The organism is Lactiplantibacillus songbeiensis (assembly GCF_005405125.1).
Lineage (GTDB): Bacteria > Bacillota > Bacilli > Lactobacillales > Lactobacillaceae > Lactiplantibacillus > Lactiplantibacillus songbeiensis.
On the sequence record NZ_BJDL01000008.1, the window covers coordinates 42,469 to 59,855 of the forward strand.

14 protein-coding genes and 1 tRNA gene are annotated in these 17,387 nt (G+C 43.5%); 10 read left to right on the forward strand and 5 right to left on the reverse strand.

Annotated features, from left to right (window positions below):
• Positions 1-109 precede the first annotated feature (109 nt).
• The 4 genes from pgmB to FFM77_RS02980 form a co-directional block, all read right to left on the reverse strand.
• Complete coding sequence (pgmB, locus tag FFM77_RS02965) at positions 110-796, reverse strand: beta-phosphoglucomutase (protein WP_137634256.1); 687 nt, start codon at positions 794-796, stop codon at positions 110-112.
• 13 nt (positions 797-809) lie between these two features.
• Positions 810-3,533, reverse strand: coding sequence for a glycoside hydrolase family 65 protein (locus FFM77_RS02970; protein WP_137634257.1), 2,724 nt, complete (start codon positions 3,531-3,533; stop codon positions 810-812).
• A 414-nt stretch (positions 3,534-3,947) separates the two neighbouring features.
• Positions 3,948-4,382: a pyridoxamine 5'-phosphate oxidase family protein gene (locus tag FFM77_RS02975; RefSeq protein WP_137634258.1), complete on the reverse strand. Its 435-nt coding sequence runs from the start codon at positions 4,380-4,382 to the stop codon at positions 3,948-3,950.
• Positions 4,383-4,911: 529 nt separating this feature from the next.
• Positions 4,912-4,984, reverse strand: a tRNA-Lys gene (locus FFM77_RS02980).
• 314 nt (positions 4,985-5,298) lie between these two features.
• On the opposite strand from FFM77_RS02980, the gene yycF reads away from it, so the two are divergent.
• The 9 genes from yycF to FFM77_RS03025 all read left to right on the forward strand — a co-directional run bounded on the left by yycF (position 5,299) and on the right by FFM77_RS03025 (position 15,419).
• Complete coding sequence (gene yycF / locus FFM77_RS02985) at positions 5,299-6,006, forward strand: response regulator YycF (RefSeq protein WP_137634259.1); 708 nt, start codon at positions 5,299-5,301, stop codon at positions 6,004-6,006.
• Between the two features lie 13 nt (positions 6,007-6,019).
• Entirely contained in the window at positions 6,020-7,897 is a 1,878-nt protein-coding gene (gene walK, locus FFM77_RS02990; RefSeq protein WP_137634260.1) for a cell wall metabolism sensor histidine kinase WalK, read from the forward strand.
• Complete coding sequence (locus FFM77_RS02995) at positions 7,878-9,203, forward strand: YycH family regulatory protein (protein ID WP_137634261.1); 1,326 nt, start codon at positions 7,878-7,880, stop codon at positions 9,201-9,203. Before walK ends, FFM77_RS02995 begins: the two co-directional genes overlap by 20 nt.
• A 12-nt stretch (positions 9,204-9,215) precedes the next feature.
• Positions 9,216-10,082, forward strand: coding sequence for a two-component system regulatory protein YycI (locus FFM77_RS03000; protein ID WP_137634262.1), 867 nt, complete (start codon positions 9,216-9,218; stop codon positions 10,080-10,082).
• Between the two features lie 182 nt (positions 10,083-10,264).
• A complete protein-coding gene (locus FFM77_RS03005; protein ID WP_137634263.1) occupies positions 10,265-11,080 on the forward strand; it encodes an MBL fold metallo-hydrolase in 816 nt (271 codons plus the stop codon).
• Between the two features lie 114 nt (positions 11,081-11,194).
• Positions 11,195-12,469, forward strand: coding sequence for a S1C family serine protease (locus FFM77_RS03010; protein WP_137634264.1), 1,275 nt, complete (start codon positions 11,195-11,197; stop codon positions 12,467-12,469).
• 545 nt (positions 12,470-13,014) lie between these two features.
• On the forward strand, positions 13,015-13,494 hold the full coding sequence (gene rlmH, locus FFM77_RS03015) for a 23S rRNA (pseudouridine(1915)-N(3))-methyltransferase RlmH (RefSeq protein WP_137634265.1): 480 nt from the start codon (positions 13,015-13,017) through the stop codon (positions 13,492-13,494).
• A 268-nt stretch (positions 13,495-13,762) separates the two neighbouring features.
• Complete coding sequence (locus FFM77_RS03020) at positions 13,763-14,914, forward strand: ImmA/IrrE family metallo-endopeptidase (RefSeq protein ID WP_137634266.1); 1,152 nt, start codon at positions 13,763-13,765, stop codon at positions 14,912-14,914.
• A gap of 4 nt (positions 14,915-14,918) precedes the next feature.
• Positions 14,919-15,419, forward strand: coding sequence for a DUF4411 family protein (locus FFM77_RS03025; RefSeq protein ID WP_137634267.1), 501 nt, complete (start codon positions 14,919-14,921; stop codon positions 15,417-15,419).
• A 544-nt stretch (positions 15,420-15,963) separates the two neighbouring features.
• Here FFM77_RS03025 and FFM77_RS03030 read toward each other — a convergent pair.
• The gene (locus FFM77_RS03030) at positions 15,964-16,344 is read right to left on the reverse strand and encodes a MerR family transcriptional regulator (protein WP_171001542.1); all 381 of its coding nucleotides are present in this window, start codon (positions 16,342-16,344) and stop codon (positions 15,964-15,966) included.
• A gap of 70 nt (positions 16,345-16,414) precedes the next feature.
• On the opposite strand from FFM77_RS03030, the gene FFM77_RS03035 reads away from it, so the two are divergent.
• Positions 16,415-17,128: an SDR family NAD(P)-dependent oxidoreductase gene (locus FFM77_RS03035; RefSeq protein ID WP_137634269.1), complete on the forward strand. Its 714-nt coding sequence runs from the start codon at positions 16,415-16,417 to the stop codon at positions 17,126-17,128.
• Positions 17,129-17,387 lie beyond the last annotated feature (259 nt).

Consider the following 17,387-nt stretch of genomic DNA (forward strand, 5'->3'; position numbering starts at 1 on the left):
ACTAGCACCAAGCGTTTTACAGTGTTAGTTGAAATTAAATAAGCATCGGCCAAACTTGTTAATCAAGTTTGGCCGATGCTTATTTGGATTCAAGTGAAGGTGAGCAACTTTAAGCTAAAGCGGCCGCATTCATCGCTTGTTTGATATTTGCTAAGGTCAATTGGGCCGTGTCGGTGAAGTTGATATCGGCAGCGGCTAGTACTTTCGGATCACCGATGCCGATTGATGTTTCGCCAGCGCCGTTGATAGATTGGACACCGGCTGCGGCATCTTCAATCCCGATACATTGAGCGGGGTCTAAGTTTAAGATTTCGGCACCGCGGCGGAAGATTTCAGGATCGGGCTTGCCGTGTTTCAAACTAGCGGGATCAACCGACTTGGTGAAGAAATCACCTAAACCGAGATGTTTCAACACTAATGGCGAGTTCTTGGAAGCCGATGCCAATGATAATAGGTAACCTTGAGCCTTTAAATCATCAAGGAAAGCTTGAATACCAGGCAAAATATTGGCTGGACTCATTTGGCTAACGAGCTTCAAATAGTTATCATTTTTTTCGGCAGCTAGGGCCTCCTTTTCAGTAGCTGAGAACTCATTTTCCTTGTGGTCACGCGCTAAGATTAGATTTAATGAATCCATGCGACTGATGCCTTTTAAAGCGTCAGCTAAATCATCATCCCACTTAACGCCGACTTTATCGGCAACCTGATGCCAGGCTTGACTGTGGAACGTTGAGGTATCTGTGATAACCCCGTCTAAATCAAATACAAAGCCTTTAATATTGTTAAATTGTGCCATAAATAAAATCCTCCTAATTCGTAACGTCCGCTACTGTGAGCGGCTTATTAGCTTTTAATTGATACTGTTTACCTGCAATCGTAATCGGTTGCGCTTGATCAGCGGTGACACAGACTTTGCTGTGGGTCATGGCAAAGTGGTAATGGGTGCCACGGAAGGTGTGCTTGAATTTTAAGCCAGCCCATTGTTCGGGTAATTGTGGATTGACTTGCAACTGCTCGCCTAAGACGCTGACCCCACCAAAGTTCCGGGTGGTCAAGAGAAGGGTGGCGCACATGACGCCTAAGTGAATCCCTTCAGCCGTCGTTCCGCCTTGAATATCGTAGTAATCTGAGAACAAGGCTTCTGAGAAGAGCGTCCAAGCTTGGTCGTAGTTTTCATCTAATTGGTTCAAGACGGCATAAACAATTCGCGATAACGTTGAGCCGTGTGTCGTCCGTTCCAAGTAGTATTGAATATTATGGGTCAAATATTCTTTGGGCAACTTGTAACCTAACTTTTCAATTAACTTTTGAACGGTCGGCACGTCAAAGTTATAAAAGGCCATTAACGCATCGGCTTGTTTAGCGACTTGATAGGCATCCGGGGTCTTACCCTCGGCCTTTAAGATCCGATCCATCCGAGCGATGTCACCGTACTTTTGTCGATAAGCGCGGAAGTCTAAGGTCGGCAACTTAAAGTACCCTTCAAATTGGGCAATAATGCCGCTCCGATTGATTTCTAACGTTAGCTTGTGACTGATATCATCCATCTTATTCAGCAACTGGCCGTTAAAGTTAGCGGCCCCGGCAGCTTTTTGATAGACGTCATTGGCCAAGTCGCCACGTAACTGATCAATGGTATCGAATAACCAAGCGACCATCATGTTGGTATACGCGTTGTTCTTCAAGCCGGGTTGCTTGGCATTCGGGTAGTTTTCGTGGAATTCATCAGGTCCCATGACGCCCGCAATACTGTAACGGCCGGTCTGGTCATCATAGGTCGCCTTACTGATCCAAAATTCGGCGATTGATAACAACATTTCCATCCCGTATTGGCCGAGAAAAGCTTTATCTTGAGTGATGTGATAGTACATCCAGACGTTATACGCAATATCGAGTGAGACGTGGCGCTGCAACCGACTGTTGTCAGGGTCCCAAGTATCGGTAATTGGGTTCAAATGCATGAACTGGGCTTGTTCGTCACCTTTTTGGGCCGATTGCCAGGGATACATGGCACCGGCATAGCCCGCTTTCTGGGCGTTCTGACGTGCCGCTGCTAATCGTCGATAACGATATAGCAGTAATTGTTTGGCTAACTTTGGTCGATGCAAGCTGTAAAATGGCAAGATAAACATCTCATCCCAGAAGACATGTCCCCGATAGGCTTCACCGTGTAGGCCACGTGCCCCCACCGATGCATCTAATTGGCCACTTTCAATGGCTGCGGCGGAAACGAAGCTATGGTAGATATTGACACGCGTTAATCGTTGACTCGTAATGTCACCACGAATCTTAATATCGGCGTCATGCCAACAGTTATGCCAGTAATCGGTACTGCTTTTGACAGTGTCGTCAAAGCTGGCTTGGGCTAACTCATCATTGATTGCTGGTAACGATTTTGGTGCATGATCATTGCCGGTGCGTAAGACAACGTTTTTATCAAAGGTAACCGTTTGGCCAGCTTGCACGTTTAATGACAACGTCTGCCGGACACTTTGGGCTTGATTGGTGACCTTAACGTGTTTAGTCGTCTCAACATCTGGACTAGTTAATTTAGCCCCAATCGTATACGTGATCTGCGATGTCTTCGTCTGACCAGAGAGATAAGCCGTGTTCGTTTGTGATTCCAGTCCTAACGTTTGCAAATGATGCTGGTCAAAAACATTATACCGACTTACATTGCCATTGACAACGCTTCCATCAATATCGGCGTAGACTTGCAGCGATCCCGAGAAATTCATCGGGGTGATCGTATAGCGAATGGCATAACGGTGCCAGTCGCGCATGTTGGCGAGTTTTTGAGATTGAACTTGCAGTAGGTGACCGGAAGCTAATTGGACGATCATCGAGATGGTTAAGATCCCAGTCTTGAGGTCTAGGCTCCGATAAACGTCTTGGATATCGTGTTGATTAATCGTGAATGGGGGTTGGTGGTCAACGCCAAAAGTCATGAATTGGGCGTTGGGGAGGTTAACTAAATCTTCATTAACAACAGCATGGTCTTTGATCTGGGTGGTTTCTTGGTCAAAGATCCCGGCGACATAGGCGCCAGGATAATTATTTTTGTCAGCATGGGCTTCAACATAGGCTCCACGTAAGCCAAAGTAGCCGTTCCCCACGGTTAGCATGGCTTCTTGACCATTATTGCGGACACCATCGTATTGACCATAGTAGTCCAGATGCCACTTGAGATAGGCTGATTTGGCTTTAACAGCAGCGGTTAGACCGTCACGTTCGACGGCGGCTTGACTAACGACGGGAATATTAAGCATGTTCGTTAGTGCTAAGCCGACATCAATACGTTCGTAGTTGACGCCGACAATCGTATCGGAAAACGGATAATCGAGACCGTTTTCCAAGACCGCCGCGTCAAAGTGTAAACCAGCTAAGCGAATTTTGATATTTTCAAGGTTTTCGCCGATGCCTTGCTGGGGATTATAAGCGATCATAAAATGCGCTGTGGCGGCCTGATCCTCAGCCGGGTAATAAGCAATCGCCATTGCGTCGTTTTCAATTCTTAATCTAATCAGTTGCATTGATTGGTCCACCCCTTATCTAAAACTAGTGCGACAAGACTAACTTATGAGGTTGTACGGCATGCGGGTTGTTGGATAATTGGTCTGATGAATTTATGGCGGTTAGCTTAACTTACTGCTGGGACCAGACCGGTAATTTCAAGACGCTTCAAACTAGGGTAGAGTGCCTTGAATTCAAGCCGGATGACCGTACCTGCCATTCTCATAAATTAGATAATACATAAGAAATAAAAAATTTAATTCTAGTTTAAGGTTAGTCCCTTTTAAAATGGTCTGCAAATAATGGTGTTGAAATTGACTAGAACTTTAGTGGAAAGTGCGGTTAATTATTAAGGTGACTGAACGGGAAGTGAGCGAACGAAGTGACCATGAGTTGGCATTAAAAAAGAGCTTGGGATGACCCCAAACTCGGTGTTAGTCGTCATCAGGTCGTGAACCCAACTCTAAATGATCAATGGTCATGGCTTGGCGAACTTTGATGGCACTTGTTTGAAATTGTAAAATAACCGGATCGTGGTAATTCAGCGCCCGCTGAAAGGGGGTTAAGGCCTGCTGCCAACCAGATGGAAACTGAGAAGCGCCCACTTCGGTTAGATGACCCTTGAGCATTAGTGAGGAATAGGTGGTTTGGTCATAACAAAATAATGTGGCGCGGTGACAGACTTGGATATTTTGGACGGTCGTCATTTGTCGACTAGTATAGAAGAATAACCGAGTTAAGGTTCGTTCAGTGGCTAAGGGACTCAGGGCGACCGTCGTTGGAAAGCCGCTTGCGTCAATGGTAGCAACGGTGAAGACATCGGTGGTCGCAATCATTTGGGCGGCGCTTTGACGGGTCGTGTGTTGCATAGTCAGCACCTCTTTTTACTATTAAGTATGCCGATTATTGTTGAGATTGTCAGCCGATATGCTCATTTCTGCAGGGAAAGTGAAACCACTCTGGTTGGGCCAGCATCGGCTGGAACGTGGTGGCCGCGTTTTGGAGCCTCAAGGGCGGTCTCCAAAGCCGGGCTTTATCTAAGTCGGAAAATCACCGACTAAGATAAACGACACCACTGAGCCAATGCTGGCCCGCCCAACGTTAACTAACGGGCATTGATGATTATCTATTATTGACCACAAATTTAGCCGAGAGATTGGCTGCTAAAGTGCTCAGCCGTGTCGTTGGCCTTGGCGTTCCAGCATTTTGGAAACCAACCAACCGGCAGGCGACAATTTTAACTAACGCCAAGTGTAAACTAATCATGCGACGATGGGTTATTGTACTAATAATCTAGTAGTCTATCGGTGGTTACAAGGTTACGGGAAAAATGGCCATAAAAAAATCAGCTCTCACGGTGAATACTCACAGCGTGAAAACTGATTAGTGGTTATATGATGGGCAGTCAGGGGATCGAACCCTGGACCCACGGATTAAGAGTCCGTTGCTCTGCCAGCTGAGCTAACTGCCCATAACTCAACAAAAAATATAATATCATGAATTCAGGGTTCTGACAATAGTTTTTCGAAAAGTTTTTCAAAAAAGGTGAATTTTCGTGGAAAATTGGCGATTAATATTGTCAAAATCAAGGGCAATATTTCCCGGGAAATACCGTTAACCCGCGGATTAGCAATCAAAGAAAGCTCTTAGTATTTGTGATATACTAAAACCAGTGCTGAAAAGAAACTTTTTTCGGCCACCTGACGCGGGTTGACCAACTAACGCCCGCAACTATTCGAATATTTAAAAATTGCAACTGTTTTCCCCTAAGGAGGAAGAATCGTTATGAAGAAAATTTTAGTCGTTGATGACGAAAAACCAATCTCAGATATTATGAAGTTTAATTTAACTAAAGAAGGCTATGAAGTGCACGTCGCTGCTGATGGTGAAGAGGCACTCCAAAAAGTTGATGAAGTTCATCCAGATTTAATTCTACTTGATCTGATGTTACCGAAGATGGATGGCCTAGAAGTGGCGCGCCAAGTTCGTAAGAATTATGATATGCCAATCATTATGGTTACTGCCAAGGATTCAGAGCTAGATAAGGTCTTGGGCCTTGAATTGGGTGCTGATGATTATGTCACAAAGCCATTCTCGAACCGTGAACTCGTGGCGCGGGTCAAAGCTAACTTACGGCGACAAGGTTCGGCTGCCGCACAACCGGCTGAAGAAGAGACAAATTCCGACATTGAAATTGGGGACTTAGTGATTCATCCCGATGCGTATATGGTCTCAAAACGCGGTGATAATATCGAATTAACCCACCGTGAATTTGAATTACTCCATTATTTAGCGCAACATATTGGCCAAGTTATGACCCGTGAACACTTACTACAAACGGTGTGGGGCTATGATTACTTTGGTGATGTGCGGACGGTTGACGTTACTGTTCGGCGTTTACGTGAAAAAGTTGAAGATAATCCTAGCCATCCTAAATGGTTAGTCACACGGCGGGGTGTTGGCTACTATCTCCGCAATCCAGAAAATGAGTAGAGGGCATTGAACCGTGTTTAGATTTATTAAACGGAGAAACTTCTTCAAAACGATTAATTTTAAAATTGCGTTAGTGTTTGCATTACTCCTATTAATTACGCTGGAGATTGTCGGGGCTGTCTTTGTCCGGCAACTCGAAACAGAGAACTTACGGCAATTTAAGAGTCAGGTTCAAATTCCGACTTACGTGGATAATTCATTGGCAGAACAACTGTCAACGAATGGAACCATTAAGGCGAACGCTCAAATCAAGTCGATTCTGTCAGAAATCAACAATTCTAGCGTGGATGAAGTCCGCGTGGTCGACAGTAAAGGGACGATTCGAGGGACGAACGACGTCAATGATCAAGCGATTATTGGTCAAAAGACCACTGATCGGAACATTAAGAACGCGATTTATAATAATCGCTCCTATACGAAGAACACTTACGATACCCAAGACAATAGTCGCTACTATATTTCAATTGTGCCGTTATATAATTCCAATTCGACCGGAAATAGTAATCAGCTAGTCGGGGTCTTGTATGTGCGGGCCAATATGAAGTCGGTCTACAATACGATCAACAGTATTATGGTGATCTTTGCGTCGGCGTCACTGATTGCGATTGCGTTAGGACTAGTGATTGCAATCATCATTGCCCGGGCAATTACCCGACCAATTGAAGAAATGAAGCAACAGACGCAACGAATTGCGCGTGGCGATTACGCGGGACAAGTGCGCGTTTATAGTGACGATGAATTAGGCCAATTAGCTGGCGCCATCAATAACTTGTCGATTCGGGTGGAAGAAGCCCAAGAATCGACTGAAGCGGAACGGCGCCGGTTGGATAGTGTCCTAGCCCATATGAGTGATGGGGTTATCGCGACGGATCGGCGCGGTAATATCACAATTATTAATGAAACGGCGTCAGACTTTATGGACGTGACTGCTGAAAAGGCGATTGGTAGCTCGATTTTGGATATGCTTCAAATTCGAGACGACTATTCGTTGCGGGATTTAATTGAAAATCAAGATGAACTAACGCTCGATTTCTCGTCAAATGAACGGGATTTGATTTTGAACGCTTATTTCTCGCTGATTCAACGTGAATCTGGTTTTATTAGCGGCTTGGTCTGTGTCTTGCACGATGTCACGGAACAACAAAAGATTGATAATGATCGTAAACAATTCGTTTCTAACGTGTCGCATGAATTGCGGACACCGTTAACGAGTTTACGCAGCTATATTGAAGCATTAAGTGATGGTGCTTGGAAAGATCCCGAAGTGGCCCCTGGATTTTTAAAGGTGACTCAAGAAGAGACGGACCGGATGATTCGGATGATTAATGAGCTGTTAAGCTTGTCACGGATGGATTCTGGGACAACTAGAGTTGATATGGAACTTGTCAATATCAACGAAATGTTTAACTATGTTCTCAATCGGTTTGATATGATTCTGAAAAAAGACGATAATCCAGCCAAATATTACACGATTAAACGTGAATTTACGAAACGGGACTTGTGGGTCGAAATCGATACCGATAAGTTCACCCAAGTGCTCGATAATATTATGAACAATGCGATCAAGTATTCGCCCGATGGTGGGGTCATTACGTGTCGGCTTTTGGAGACCCATAATCAAGTGATTATTAGTATTAATGACCAAGGCTTGGGGATTCCACGGGCTGACTTGAACCACGTCTTTGATCGGTTCTTTCGAGTCGACAAGGCGCGTTCACGGGCGCAAGGTGGGACTGGCTTAGGCTTGGCGATTTCTAAGGAAGTCGTTCAAATGCTTGGTGGCCGCATCTGGGTCGATAGTGTTGAAGGCCAAGGGTCAACGTTCTATATTTCGTTGCCGTATGAACCTTATGAGGAGGAGGATCTTTGGGATGATGATGCGAAGGCTTAGACGGTTAATGCTGCCGATCGGACTATCCCTATTGATTCTACTCAGTATTGGGTTGTCGATGTATATTTGGACGAATCCGTCGCGTTATGAACGAGAAAGTAAGGTCAGCACGGCCAGTTCCAATTCGACGATTGCGACCCGGACGATCGATGATGTTTATTTGCCGACGCAACTTGTGCACACGGATGCTAAGGGCAAGCAAACCTTACTGATTAATAAAAATGTCAGTCTGGTGACCCAATTCAAAGAGCAGATTAGTAAATGGGATGCTCGTAGTATCTCGAAGGTCCGGATCACGTCGGCACGTAGCTATACCGCGCTTTTGAATGGACAAGATTCGTATGTCTTGAATTTCCCAGATAGCGTCACGGTTAGCATGTTTAACACGATCTTTAGTCAGAACTTGCAAAGCTATAAAGCGGCGAAGTTCAGTCGCATCGTGATTCCAATCAATGATACGAGTCATATCTATCTCTTAAATGATAGTCAGCATCAGATCTACAGTGTGCGGCTCAAGCAAAAGTCACTGACGAAGATGCAAAAGATCCTTGCGGCGGTTAGCGTGAAGTCGATTCCGGTCGCCATGACGTATCGGCATAATGCCACCTACTTGGATTACACGCAGCCAGTGAAGATGCAGCAATATAGTTATTTATTGAATAAACTCGCGGCGAGTCAATTGGCTAACCGGTTGTTAGATGCGGATGGCAACTCATCCGTGACGGTCCATAACCGTAAGCACGAACAAGAATATACGACCGGATCGTATAAGCGGATGACCGTCAATACGAAACAGGGCACCGTTAAGTATGAGGACTATAGTGATGCGGGCAATCAACGGCAACTGACGTTAACGACGCAGCTACGGAAGAGTTACAATCACTTAGTTAGCATTGGCGTCCCGATGGATAATATCCGCTACTACGGCTACGATACGACAAGCAACAGTGTCATCTATCGGAGTTATGTTGAAGGGTTCCCAATCTTCAATCAAACGGAAAACGGTGATGTCCGGGTGCAAATGACCACGAACAGCTTAGAACGGTACTACTTCTCATTGTATAGTCTGCAAGTCCCGGTTCCAACGACTGGGAAACAACAGTCGGTCACGCTGCCAAGTACGAGCACCGTTTTAAAGAAACTGGTCGCCGCTGGTTTTAAAGAAAGTAAGCTTGGCAGTATTGAACTTGGCTACCACTGGTCGAAGAATACGTCATCGAGATTAGTGATTGATCTCAATCCGACGTACTACGTCTATTACAATGGCGCTTGGCGGACATACACGTCCATGCTGAGTGGGTCGTAAGGGGGACGCATAATGAATTTTCGTAGAATTGAATGGATCTTCTTGGTGGCCTTTGTTGTCCTAGATGTGTTCTTGGTGTACATGTTCGTGCAAACTAGTTCGAGTGATACGAGTACGAAGTCGACGAATGATACGACCACGACCGTGATTCGGGAAATGCGCGATGACAATATCAGCTTTAGTACCCCCAGTGGTAAGGAAAATAATGGGTACTATATTGCTGGCAATAACGATAGTGGCTTAAAAGCACATCTGAATCAGTTAACTGACCAGTCAACCCGCGTCTTAAGCAACGGCAAGATCACGAGTACGCTGCGCACTTCCGTAACGGTTGATCCGGATCACCCTGAAAAGACGTTGGATCAGTATGTTAAGTCAGCGACTAATGTGATTCATGGTGATGAATATGTGTATAGTGCGGAATTGTCATCAAGCAGTGATTACGTCTATGTGCAAAAGGTCGCAGATGGGAAGATTTTGACAGGCACGGGGCAATTGCACTTGACGATCAATAAGAATCATCAGTTGATTGGCTATACGCAAGGCTATGTCAACAATGTCAAGACGTTGCGCGAAAAGGCCGTCACCATTAGTGAGAAGAAAGCCTTAGTGGCGTTGTATCAATATAATCAAGTTTCAAATGACTCCCGGATTGTGTGGGGCCGGTTGGGTTACTCACGCCTGTTGAAGTTAAAAGACAGTAGTGTGTATGTGCCAACCTGGGTCTTTGCAGTCCGCAGTAAAAATAGTTCCAATATTAGCTTGCATCGAATCAACGCCTTTACTGGGGCGGCGATGAAGGCCAATACCGCCAATACCGCGTCGAGTGATACGACGGATGGCGATGTGGCCGCGGGGATGATTTGGAATGCTGAATAGTTAAAATAAGCAATTGCCCCACTAAAATGGTTGGCAATTGCTTTTTTGATAGGGCCATAACTTTCCATGCTGGTTCAAAGCGTGTATCATATATGGGGTAATGCGCATTGGTGGTCGAGAAAGGTGGGCCGCTGGTGGTAACTGGGAACGTTGATTTTTCAGAGATAGGAAGAACCTAAATAATGGTATTAAAATTAGCAACAGATCAAATGCAAGTGAGCGTCTTAGCGTCCGGTAGTACCGGTAACGTGACGTATATTGAAACGCCAGAACATAAAGTCTTAGTCGATGCCGGCTTGAGCGGCAAGAAGATTGCTAATTTAATGACGTCAATCGGTCGTGATATTAACGAGGTTGACAGTTTGTTTGTCACCCATGAACACACCGATCATTGTCATTCGGCCGGGATCTTAGCCCGTAAGTATGGGTTAGATGTGTATGCGAACCAGGGAACATGGGATGCCATGGCTCATAGGATTGGTAAAGTCCCTGCCGAACTCTGCCATGTCTTTGATCCGAATACGACTTTGGGCTTGGGTGATCTGGATATTGAATCCTTTAGTGTCTCCCATGATGCGGCCGAACCACAATTTTATGAATTGCACCATGCGGGCAAGTCGTTTGTGATCATTACCGATACCGGTTATGTTTCTGAACAGGTTGAGGGTGTGATTCGCGATGCGGATGGTTATTTATTTGAATGCAATCATGATTTAGAAATGTTACGGATGGGGCGTTATCCATGGCCGTTGAAACAACGAATCTTGGGCGATGAAGGCCATCTATCTAATGAAGATGGGGCTAATGCGCTAATGGACGTGATTGGCCGTCATACGAAGCGGATTTATCTGGGTCACCGGAGTCAGGATAATAATATGAAGACGCTTGCCCACTTAACGGTCGCTTCGATGATGAAAGAACATGATTTTGGTGTTGAACATGATTTCCAACTCTATGATACTGACCCGGAAGCGGCCACGAAATTAGTGACGCTATAATGACGATTTAATATTTCCACAATTGTTCAGTCATAGAAAAATCACACTTTTTAGCTAGAATAAGCTTAAAGCAATGAACATCAGTAGGGAGGGAACGCGTTTTAACGCGAAATTATGGCAAATAATTCATTAGTTAAAGTGGCGGTGACCGCACTTGTCGCCGGTTTGTTAGGTGGCGGGATCGCTTATGGCGGGATTAATTACATGAGTAACAATAATGTCTCCACGTCTTCAACCAGTGTACCGACCGGCTCCAACAAGTCGGGCTCAACTTCAACGACCAATGTGAAAGTTAATGTGAGCTCGCAAGCAACGAAGGTCTTTAAGAATAATAAGGCCGCTGTCGTTTCCGTAATCAACTTGCAAAAGCAAAGTACGTCTAGTGGCTGGAGTGGAATCTTAGGCGGCGATGACGGCTCATCGGATAGTGATGGGTCAAATTCAAGTTCTGGATCTTCCAGCAGTAACAGTAAGTTGCAGGAATATAGTGAAGGCTCTGGCTTGATCTATAAGAAGAGTGGTAGTGCCGCCTATATCGTGACGAATAATCACGTGGTGAGTGGATCGAATGCGATTCGCGTCATTATGAGTGATGGCACCAAGCTCAGTGCTAAGTTAGTCGGGACCGATTCTGTGACCGACTTAGCTGTCTTAAAGATTAACTCAGCTAAAGTTTCTAAGATTGCCAGTTTCGGGAACTCCGATAGTATCGAAGTGGGTGAAAGTGCCTTAGCGATCGGGTCACCATTAGGCTCTAACTACGCCACGACCTTAACGGAAGGAATCATTTCCGCTAAGAAACGGACGATTGCCACAACGAATACGTCGGGACAGCAAACCGGTTATGCGACGGTTATCCAAACTGATGCTGCGATTAACCCTGGGAACTCCGGTGGGCCACTATTTAACTTAGCCGGTCAAGTCGTCGGGATTAACTCGATGAAGCTGTCATCGGATAGTTCTGGGACGAGCGTTGAAGGGATGGGCTTTGCGATTCCAAGTAATGAAGTCGTGAAGATTATCAATGAGTTAGTTAAGAACGGTGAAGTCGTCCGGCCAGCTTTAGGGGTCGCAACGTATAACTTGTCTAATATCCAAGCGAGTGATCGTAAATCAGTCTTGAAGTTGCCAACGAGTGTGACTAAAGGGGTCGTTATTATGAAGACCTATACGGGGTCACCGGCGAAGAAAGCTGGCTTGACGAAGTATGATGTTATTACCGAATTAGGCGGTAAGAAGATTACAAGTCTAGCAACCTTGCGGACAGCTTTATATGATCATCAAGTGAACGATACGGTCAGTGTGAAGTACTATCACAACGGGAAACTTAAGAGTACAACGATGAAGTTAACCGAAACTACCAAAGCGTTAACTAAACAATCCAATTAAATGATTAAGCTTTCATAAGAGCGCCGGAGCGGTGATGCCGTTCCGGCGCTTTTTGCGATCAAAATTGGAAAAACCGAAAGTTCATCTTTCAAAAAACCTATTTAGACGATGAAACCGATATAATTATGAAAGAATCCGAACAAACTGAGTTGGTTATCCGGAAACCATTTTTTGCCCGGTCGACCAGTTGGGTAAAACTGTGGACAACTTCGGGGATAACTTTGACGGACGGAGACTGAATTTTATGAACAGGCGCTAGCTCGGCAATTCGGGGTGTTTAAAAGTTATCCACAGGCAGCCGAAAAGTCTGTGGATTAAATTTTTGAAATTTATTTTAATTAAACTGGATTGTTGATATAATGGGATTTGTAACCGGAAAACGCGAACGGATGTTGCTGTTAATAACTGTGGATAAAGTGACGGGCTATTGACAAAACCGGTCAAAATAAATGTTGTGGCAAACATACGTTCAACACAACATGTAGCAAATCGAGTTATACACCTGTGGATAACTTTGTTAATAACTTGTGTAAAGGTGGTTAATTATGAACATCAAAATTATCTGTGTCGGAAAATTAAAGGAAAAATATTTTAAACAGGGGATTGCGGAATATGCGAAACGCATGAGTAAATTTGCAAAATTCCAAATTGTTGAAGTTCCCGATGAAAAGGCTCCTGAGTCATTAAGTAACGCAGAGATGGCTAATGTCATGGACAAGGAAGGTCAGCGGATTCTGGAGAAGATCAAGGATCGCGACTATGTGTATGCGCTGGCGATTAAAGGCAAGGAACGGACGAGTGAAGAATTCGCCGCTGAAATCGATAAACTGACGACTTATGGGCATAGTGATATTGACTTTATAATTGGTGGCTCATTAGGGTTGGCACCAGAGGTCTTGCAACGGGCAGATACGCAGATCTCGTTTGGGCGGTTTACGTTGCCCCATCAGTTGATGCGGTTGGTGCTGTCGGAGCAGGTTTATCGGGCGTTTATGATTAATATTGGGTCTCCGTATCATAAGTGACGCGAAAAAGGTGTCCCACATGCTAGGCGCTTGGGATTCATGACATCGTAAATTATTTGGTAATTCGGCGTTTATAGCTAATTGCGTCGTTAGGGAAGTCCGTATCATAAGTGAGAAATAAACAGTTCATGTGCTGGGGACTAAGGACTTATTGGGTTAAGATTTAGTTGATACTTCATCTGTTTTAATTCTTTGTATTTGTGAGATATCAAAACTTAAAAAGTATGCTAAACTTTGAGTATCAAACTAAGAGAGGTGGCGGAATGTCATGGCAATATTAAGGATTCCAGTGAAAGCCGAAATTATTGACTGGGCAATTGATAACGGTGAAAAAAAAGAATTAGAATTGAAAAAAAAGTATGCGCTTGATGCTTGGAAAAATCCACAGACTGACCATGACAATCCGACATTCAAGCAAATTCAGAATTTTAGTCGAGATACACATATTCCATTCAACTACTTTTTCAAGGACAAACTTCCTGAAGAAAAAAATGAATTTGTCAAATTTAGAACAATTAATAACGATACGGTTCAGCCAAGCAGACGGTTGATTGATACAATATATGCTATGGAGACTCGTCAGGAATGGATGAAGGAGTATTTGCTAGATCAAAATAAAACCATAAGTTTTCAGTTTTCAAAAGTGTTTAGTGACACTATGGATCCAGTTGCTGTTTCGAAGGACGTATTGGAACTTTTAAATTTGTCAGATACACTTGGAATTGCAATGTCTGATGATGACTTTTTTAATGTCATTAGAACTAAAATTAGTTCTTTAGGTATTATGGTTATGCAGAATGGTATTGTTGGTACTAATACACAGCGTCCATTAGATGTTGAGGAGTTTCGGGCATTTGTACTGATTGATTCCGTAATTCCCTTGATTTTTGTAAATAGTCGCGATAGTAAAAAGGCAAAAATATTTTCTTTGATTCATGAGCTTATTCACGTATTTTTAGGGAATAATGAAGTACTCAATGTGTCGCCTGAAGATGATATTGCAAATGAGCGTTGGATAAATCAAGTTACAATTAACGTGCTTATACCTGCCAATAAGATTGACAAATTAATATCAAAAAAAGTGTCACCTGAGAATAATGTAAAACTTTTATCCAGAAGGTTTCATACTAGTTTGGTAGCTACGGCAATTCGTATGAAGGAATTGCATATTTGGGGTGACAACATAGTTGATTGGTCGAAGAAAGAACAATCAAAATATTTACAATTAAAATTCGAGAAAAAGTCTTCCGGTGGGGACTTTTATAATACGGCAGTATCAAGAATTGATCGATACTTTGCTAATGCGATTATTAATACAGAGTCCAGTGGAAGTATGGCAATTGTACAGGCAGCGTCAATGTTAGGAGTAACTCTCAAAACATATGATACAACGGTTGATAAAATTTTAGGAATGGCGTGATATTATGGAATATTTAATTGACTCTAATTCATTAATAGATGCGCATCAAAAGTGGTATCGACCGAATGTCTTTGTATCTGTTTGGAATTGTCTTGCAAGTCATAAGAATGTTAAGATGACATCTTTTGTTTATAATGAAATTAGGTATCCAAACGACTTAGCTATGTGGACAAAAAATACGTATCAGAAAGAAATCGTTACTCCTAATAAGGAGATTATAAAGGCTTATGGAGAAATTATGGATTGGATTACGCAATCCAAGCGATGGAGTGCAGCTGGTATTTCAGAATGGCAAAGTCCTGACAAGGCTGATCCCTGGTTGATTGCCACAGCAAAAATAAACAAGCAAACAATTGTGACCCTAGATGGGAATGGTCGGGCAACCATGCCAAATGTAGGGAGTGCTTCTGGAAAAGAGCCTAAAATTAATGCAGTTGCGGGTCAGTTTAATGTTCCGACAATAACGATTTATGAATTGCTTGAACAGTTAAATTTGTCAGTGTAGATTTTTTTAATTATTTCATTGAAATTTCAAACATTGATGTTAAATCGGTTTCTCATCAACTTGTATTGATGAAAGGACAGGAGGTTCAATTCAACTTTCGAATTGAGATTCTTTTTCCTTGCGTTACCAGATATAATAGTCAAAAAATAGTCCGTTTCACGATTTTTTTTAGAATCGTAGAATAGGCTATTTATTTTTAATGAGAGAAGTCATTAGCTTTTATAGAAAACAAGAAAATAAAACTTATTGAAGCGAATTATCTATAAACAACGATTGCCGGATCATTGTCATCTTTTATACTTTTAAGGTGCTTTGGAAATATGAGCGATTAGGTTTTCTTTTGACCGTTATACAAAGTTTGATAAGTATTGGGGTCTCTACTTAAATAGCGCCCAGGTATGATACGGATCTCCTTATCACAAGTGACGCGGCTTTTCTTGGGATTGACTGCTAAGTGGATGGTTACGGAAGTCCACACCATAAGTACCAAAAATACGGCAAACAAAGAGGCCTCGACGATTCGAGGCCTCTTTGTCTATGTTGCTCACATCACCGTGCTGTCTCCAGCTAAGTACCGCTCAAGCTTATGATCAATCACTTTCAGCTGTTCCTGCTTATCAGCAATCGAAGCGATGACTTGCTTACGTTGTTCGCGCATTAATTCAATTCGTTGAGGTAAGCTGTTATCGCCTTCACGTACTAAGGTCGTGTAGTGTTGCAATTCAACAATCGACATGCCAGCTTCTCGCAAATAATGCAAATTAGTTATCCAGTGTAGGTCTTCATCATTAAAGATCCGTTGATTATTTTCATTGCGCTTTTCTGGTGGTAATAAGCCACACTCTAAGTAATACCTAACTGTTCGAATAGTGACTTTAGCGGCTTTCGCAAACTCACCGATCCGCATCAATTGATTTTTGTCCATTTTTGCTTGACCTCCCGTTACGTTAGGCTGATATAGTAGGTCCATCATAACAGAAAAGGAAGCTATGAATATGACTATCAAGACATTAATTACTGGTGCTGATCGCGGGATGGGCTACGAATTAGCCCTAGAGCTTGGTTTGAAAGGCCAATATATCTATGTTGGTTCTAGGAACTTAGCTCGTGGGCAGGCCGCAGTTACCCAGCTTGAGGCTGCGAGTGTTCAAGCTCAGGCAGTACAGTTAGACGTGACCGATCATGAGTCGATTGTTGCCGCGAAAGCGAATATCACCACTAATTTAGATATTCTAATCAATAATGCCGGTATTGCTGTTGATCATGAGACTAAGCCGTCGGAACTGTCACTAGCCGCAATTCGGCAAGATTTTAACGTGAATTATTTTGGCTTGATCGATGTCACGCAAGTCTTCTTACCACTTTTGAAGGTAGCGCCGGCTGGCCGGATTATCAATATCTCCAGTGCAGTGGGGTCGTTGATGCTGGCCAGCGATACCAGTACTAGCATTCACAAGCTACAAGCATCTGGCTATCAGGCTTCTAAATCAGCGGTCAATATGTTCACCATTAAACTCGCCGCCGAACTTGAGGGAACGTCTGTCACGGTAAACGCCGTCAATCCTGGTTGGGTAGACACCAGTTTTGGTGGTGGTGGCGGTAATCGGACCGTGCAAGTAGGTGTAGCGCGGACTGTGGAATTGGCCACTTCTGATGTGTTAACTGATTCTGGTACGTTTTCAGATATTGATGGTATCGTACCTTGGTAGCCTGCTCAAATCTAGTACGACAAACTAAGAAGGCAAAGTTATCTCTAGAAGAAAAAATAATATTTTAGACAAGACATTTTAACAACTTCGAATCAAAATGAAAGTGATCTTATCGTGATTGTTTACGAGGGATTACTTTTTAACGTCGGATGATACCTGAAGCTTAGAAGTTGGTTATCCGACTATTTATGTGGCTGTAATTCCTGGAAAATAATTGTTGTTCAGCATACATATAAGAAGACTTGGTTTTTCGACTGAG

Excerpts from the sequence above, each read along its gene's own strand:
- pgmB (WP_137634256.1), bottom strand. The coding sequence starts at position 796 with ATGGCACAATTTAACAATATTAAAGGCTTTGTATTTGATTTAGACGGG.
- FFM77_RS02970 (WP_137634257.1), bottom strand. The coding sequence starts at position 3,533 with ATGCAACTGATTAGATTAAGAATTGAAAACGACGCAATGGCGATTGCT.
- FFM77_RS02975 (WP_137634258.1), bottom strand. The coding sequence starts at position 4,382 with ATGCAACACACGACCCGTCAAAGCGCCGCCCAAATGATTGCGACCACC.
- yycF (WP_137634259.1), top strand. The coding sequence starts at position 5,299 with ATGAAGAAAATTTTAGTCGTTGATGACGAAAAACCAATCTCAGATATT.
- FFM77_RS02995 (WP_137634261.1), top strand. The coding sequence starts at position 7,878 with ATGATGATGCGAAGGCTTAGACGGTTAATGCTGCCGATCGGACTATCC.
- FFM77_RS03000 (WP_137634262.1), top strand. The coding sequence starts at position 9,216 with ATGAATTTTCGTAGAATTGAATGGATCTTCTTGGTGGCCTTTGTTGTC.
- FFM77_RS03005 (WP_137634263.1), top strand. The coding sequence starts at position 10,265 with ATGGTATTAAAATTAGCAACAGATCAAATGCAAGTGAGCGTCTTAGCG.
- FFM77_RS03010 (WP_137634264.1), top strand. The coding sequence starts at position 11,195 with ATGGCAAATAATTCATTAGTTAAAGTGGCGGTGACCGCACTTGTCGCC.
- rlmH (WP_137634265.1), top strand. The coding sequence starts at position 13,015 with ATGAACATCAAAATTATCTGTGTCGGAAAATTAAAGGAAAAATATTTT.
- FFM77_RS03020 (WP_137634266.1), top strand. The coding sequence starts at position 13,763 with ATGGCAATATTAAGGATTCCAGTGAAAGCCGAAATTATTGACTGGGCA.
- FFM77_RS03025 (WP_137634267.1), top strand. The coding sequence starts at position 14,919 with ATGGAATATTTAATTGACTCTAATTCATTAATAGATGCGCATCAAAAG.
- FFM77_RS03030 (WP_171001542.1), bottom strand. The coding sequence starts at position 16,344 with ATGGACAAAAATCAATTGATGCGGATCGGTGAGTTTGCGAAAGCCGCT.
- FFM77_RS03035 (WP_137634269.1), top strand. The coding sequence starts at position 16,415 with ATGACTATCAAGACATTAATTACTGGTGCTGATCGCGGGATGGGCTAC.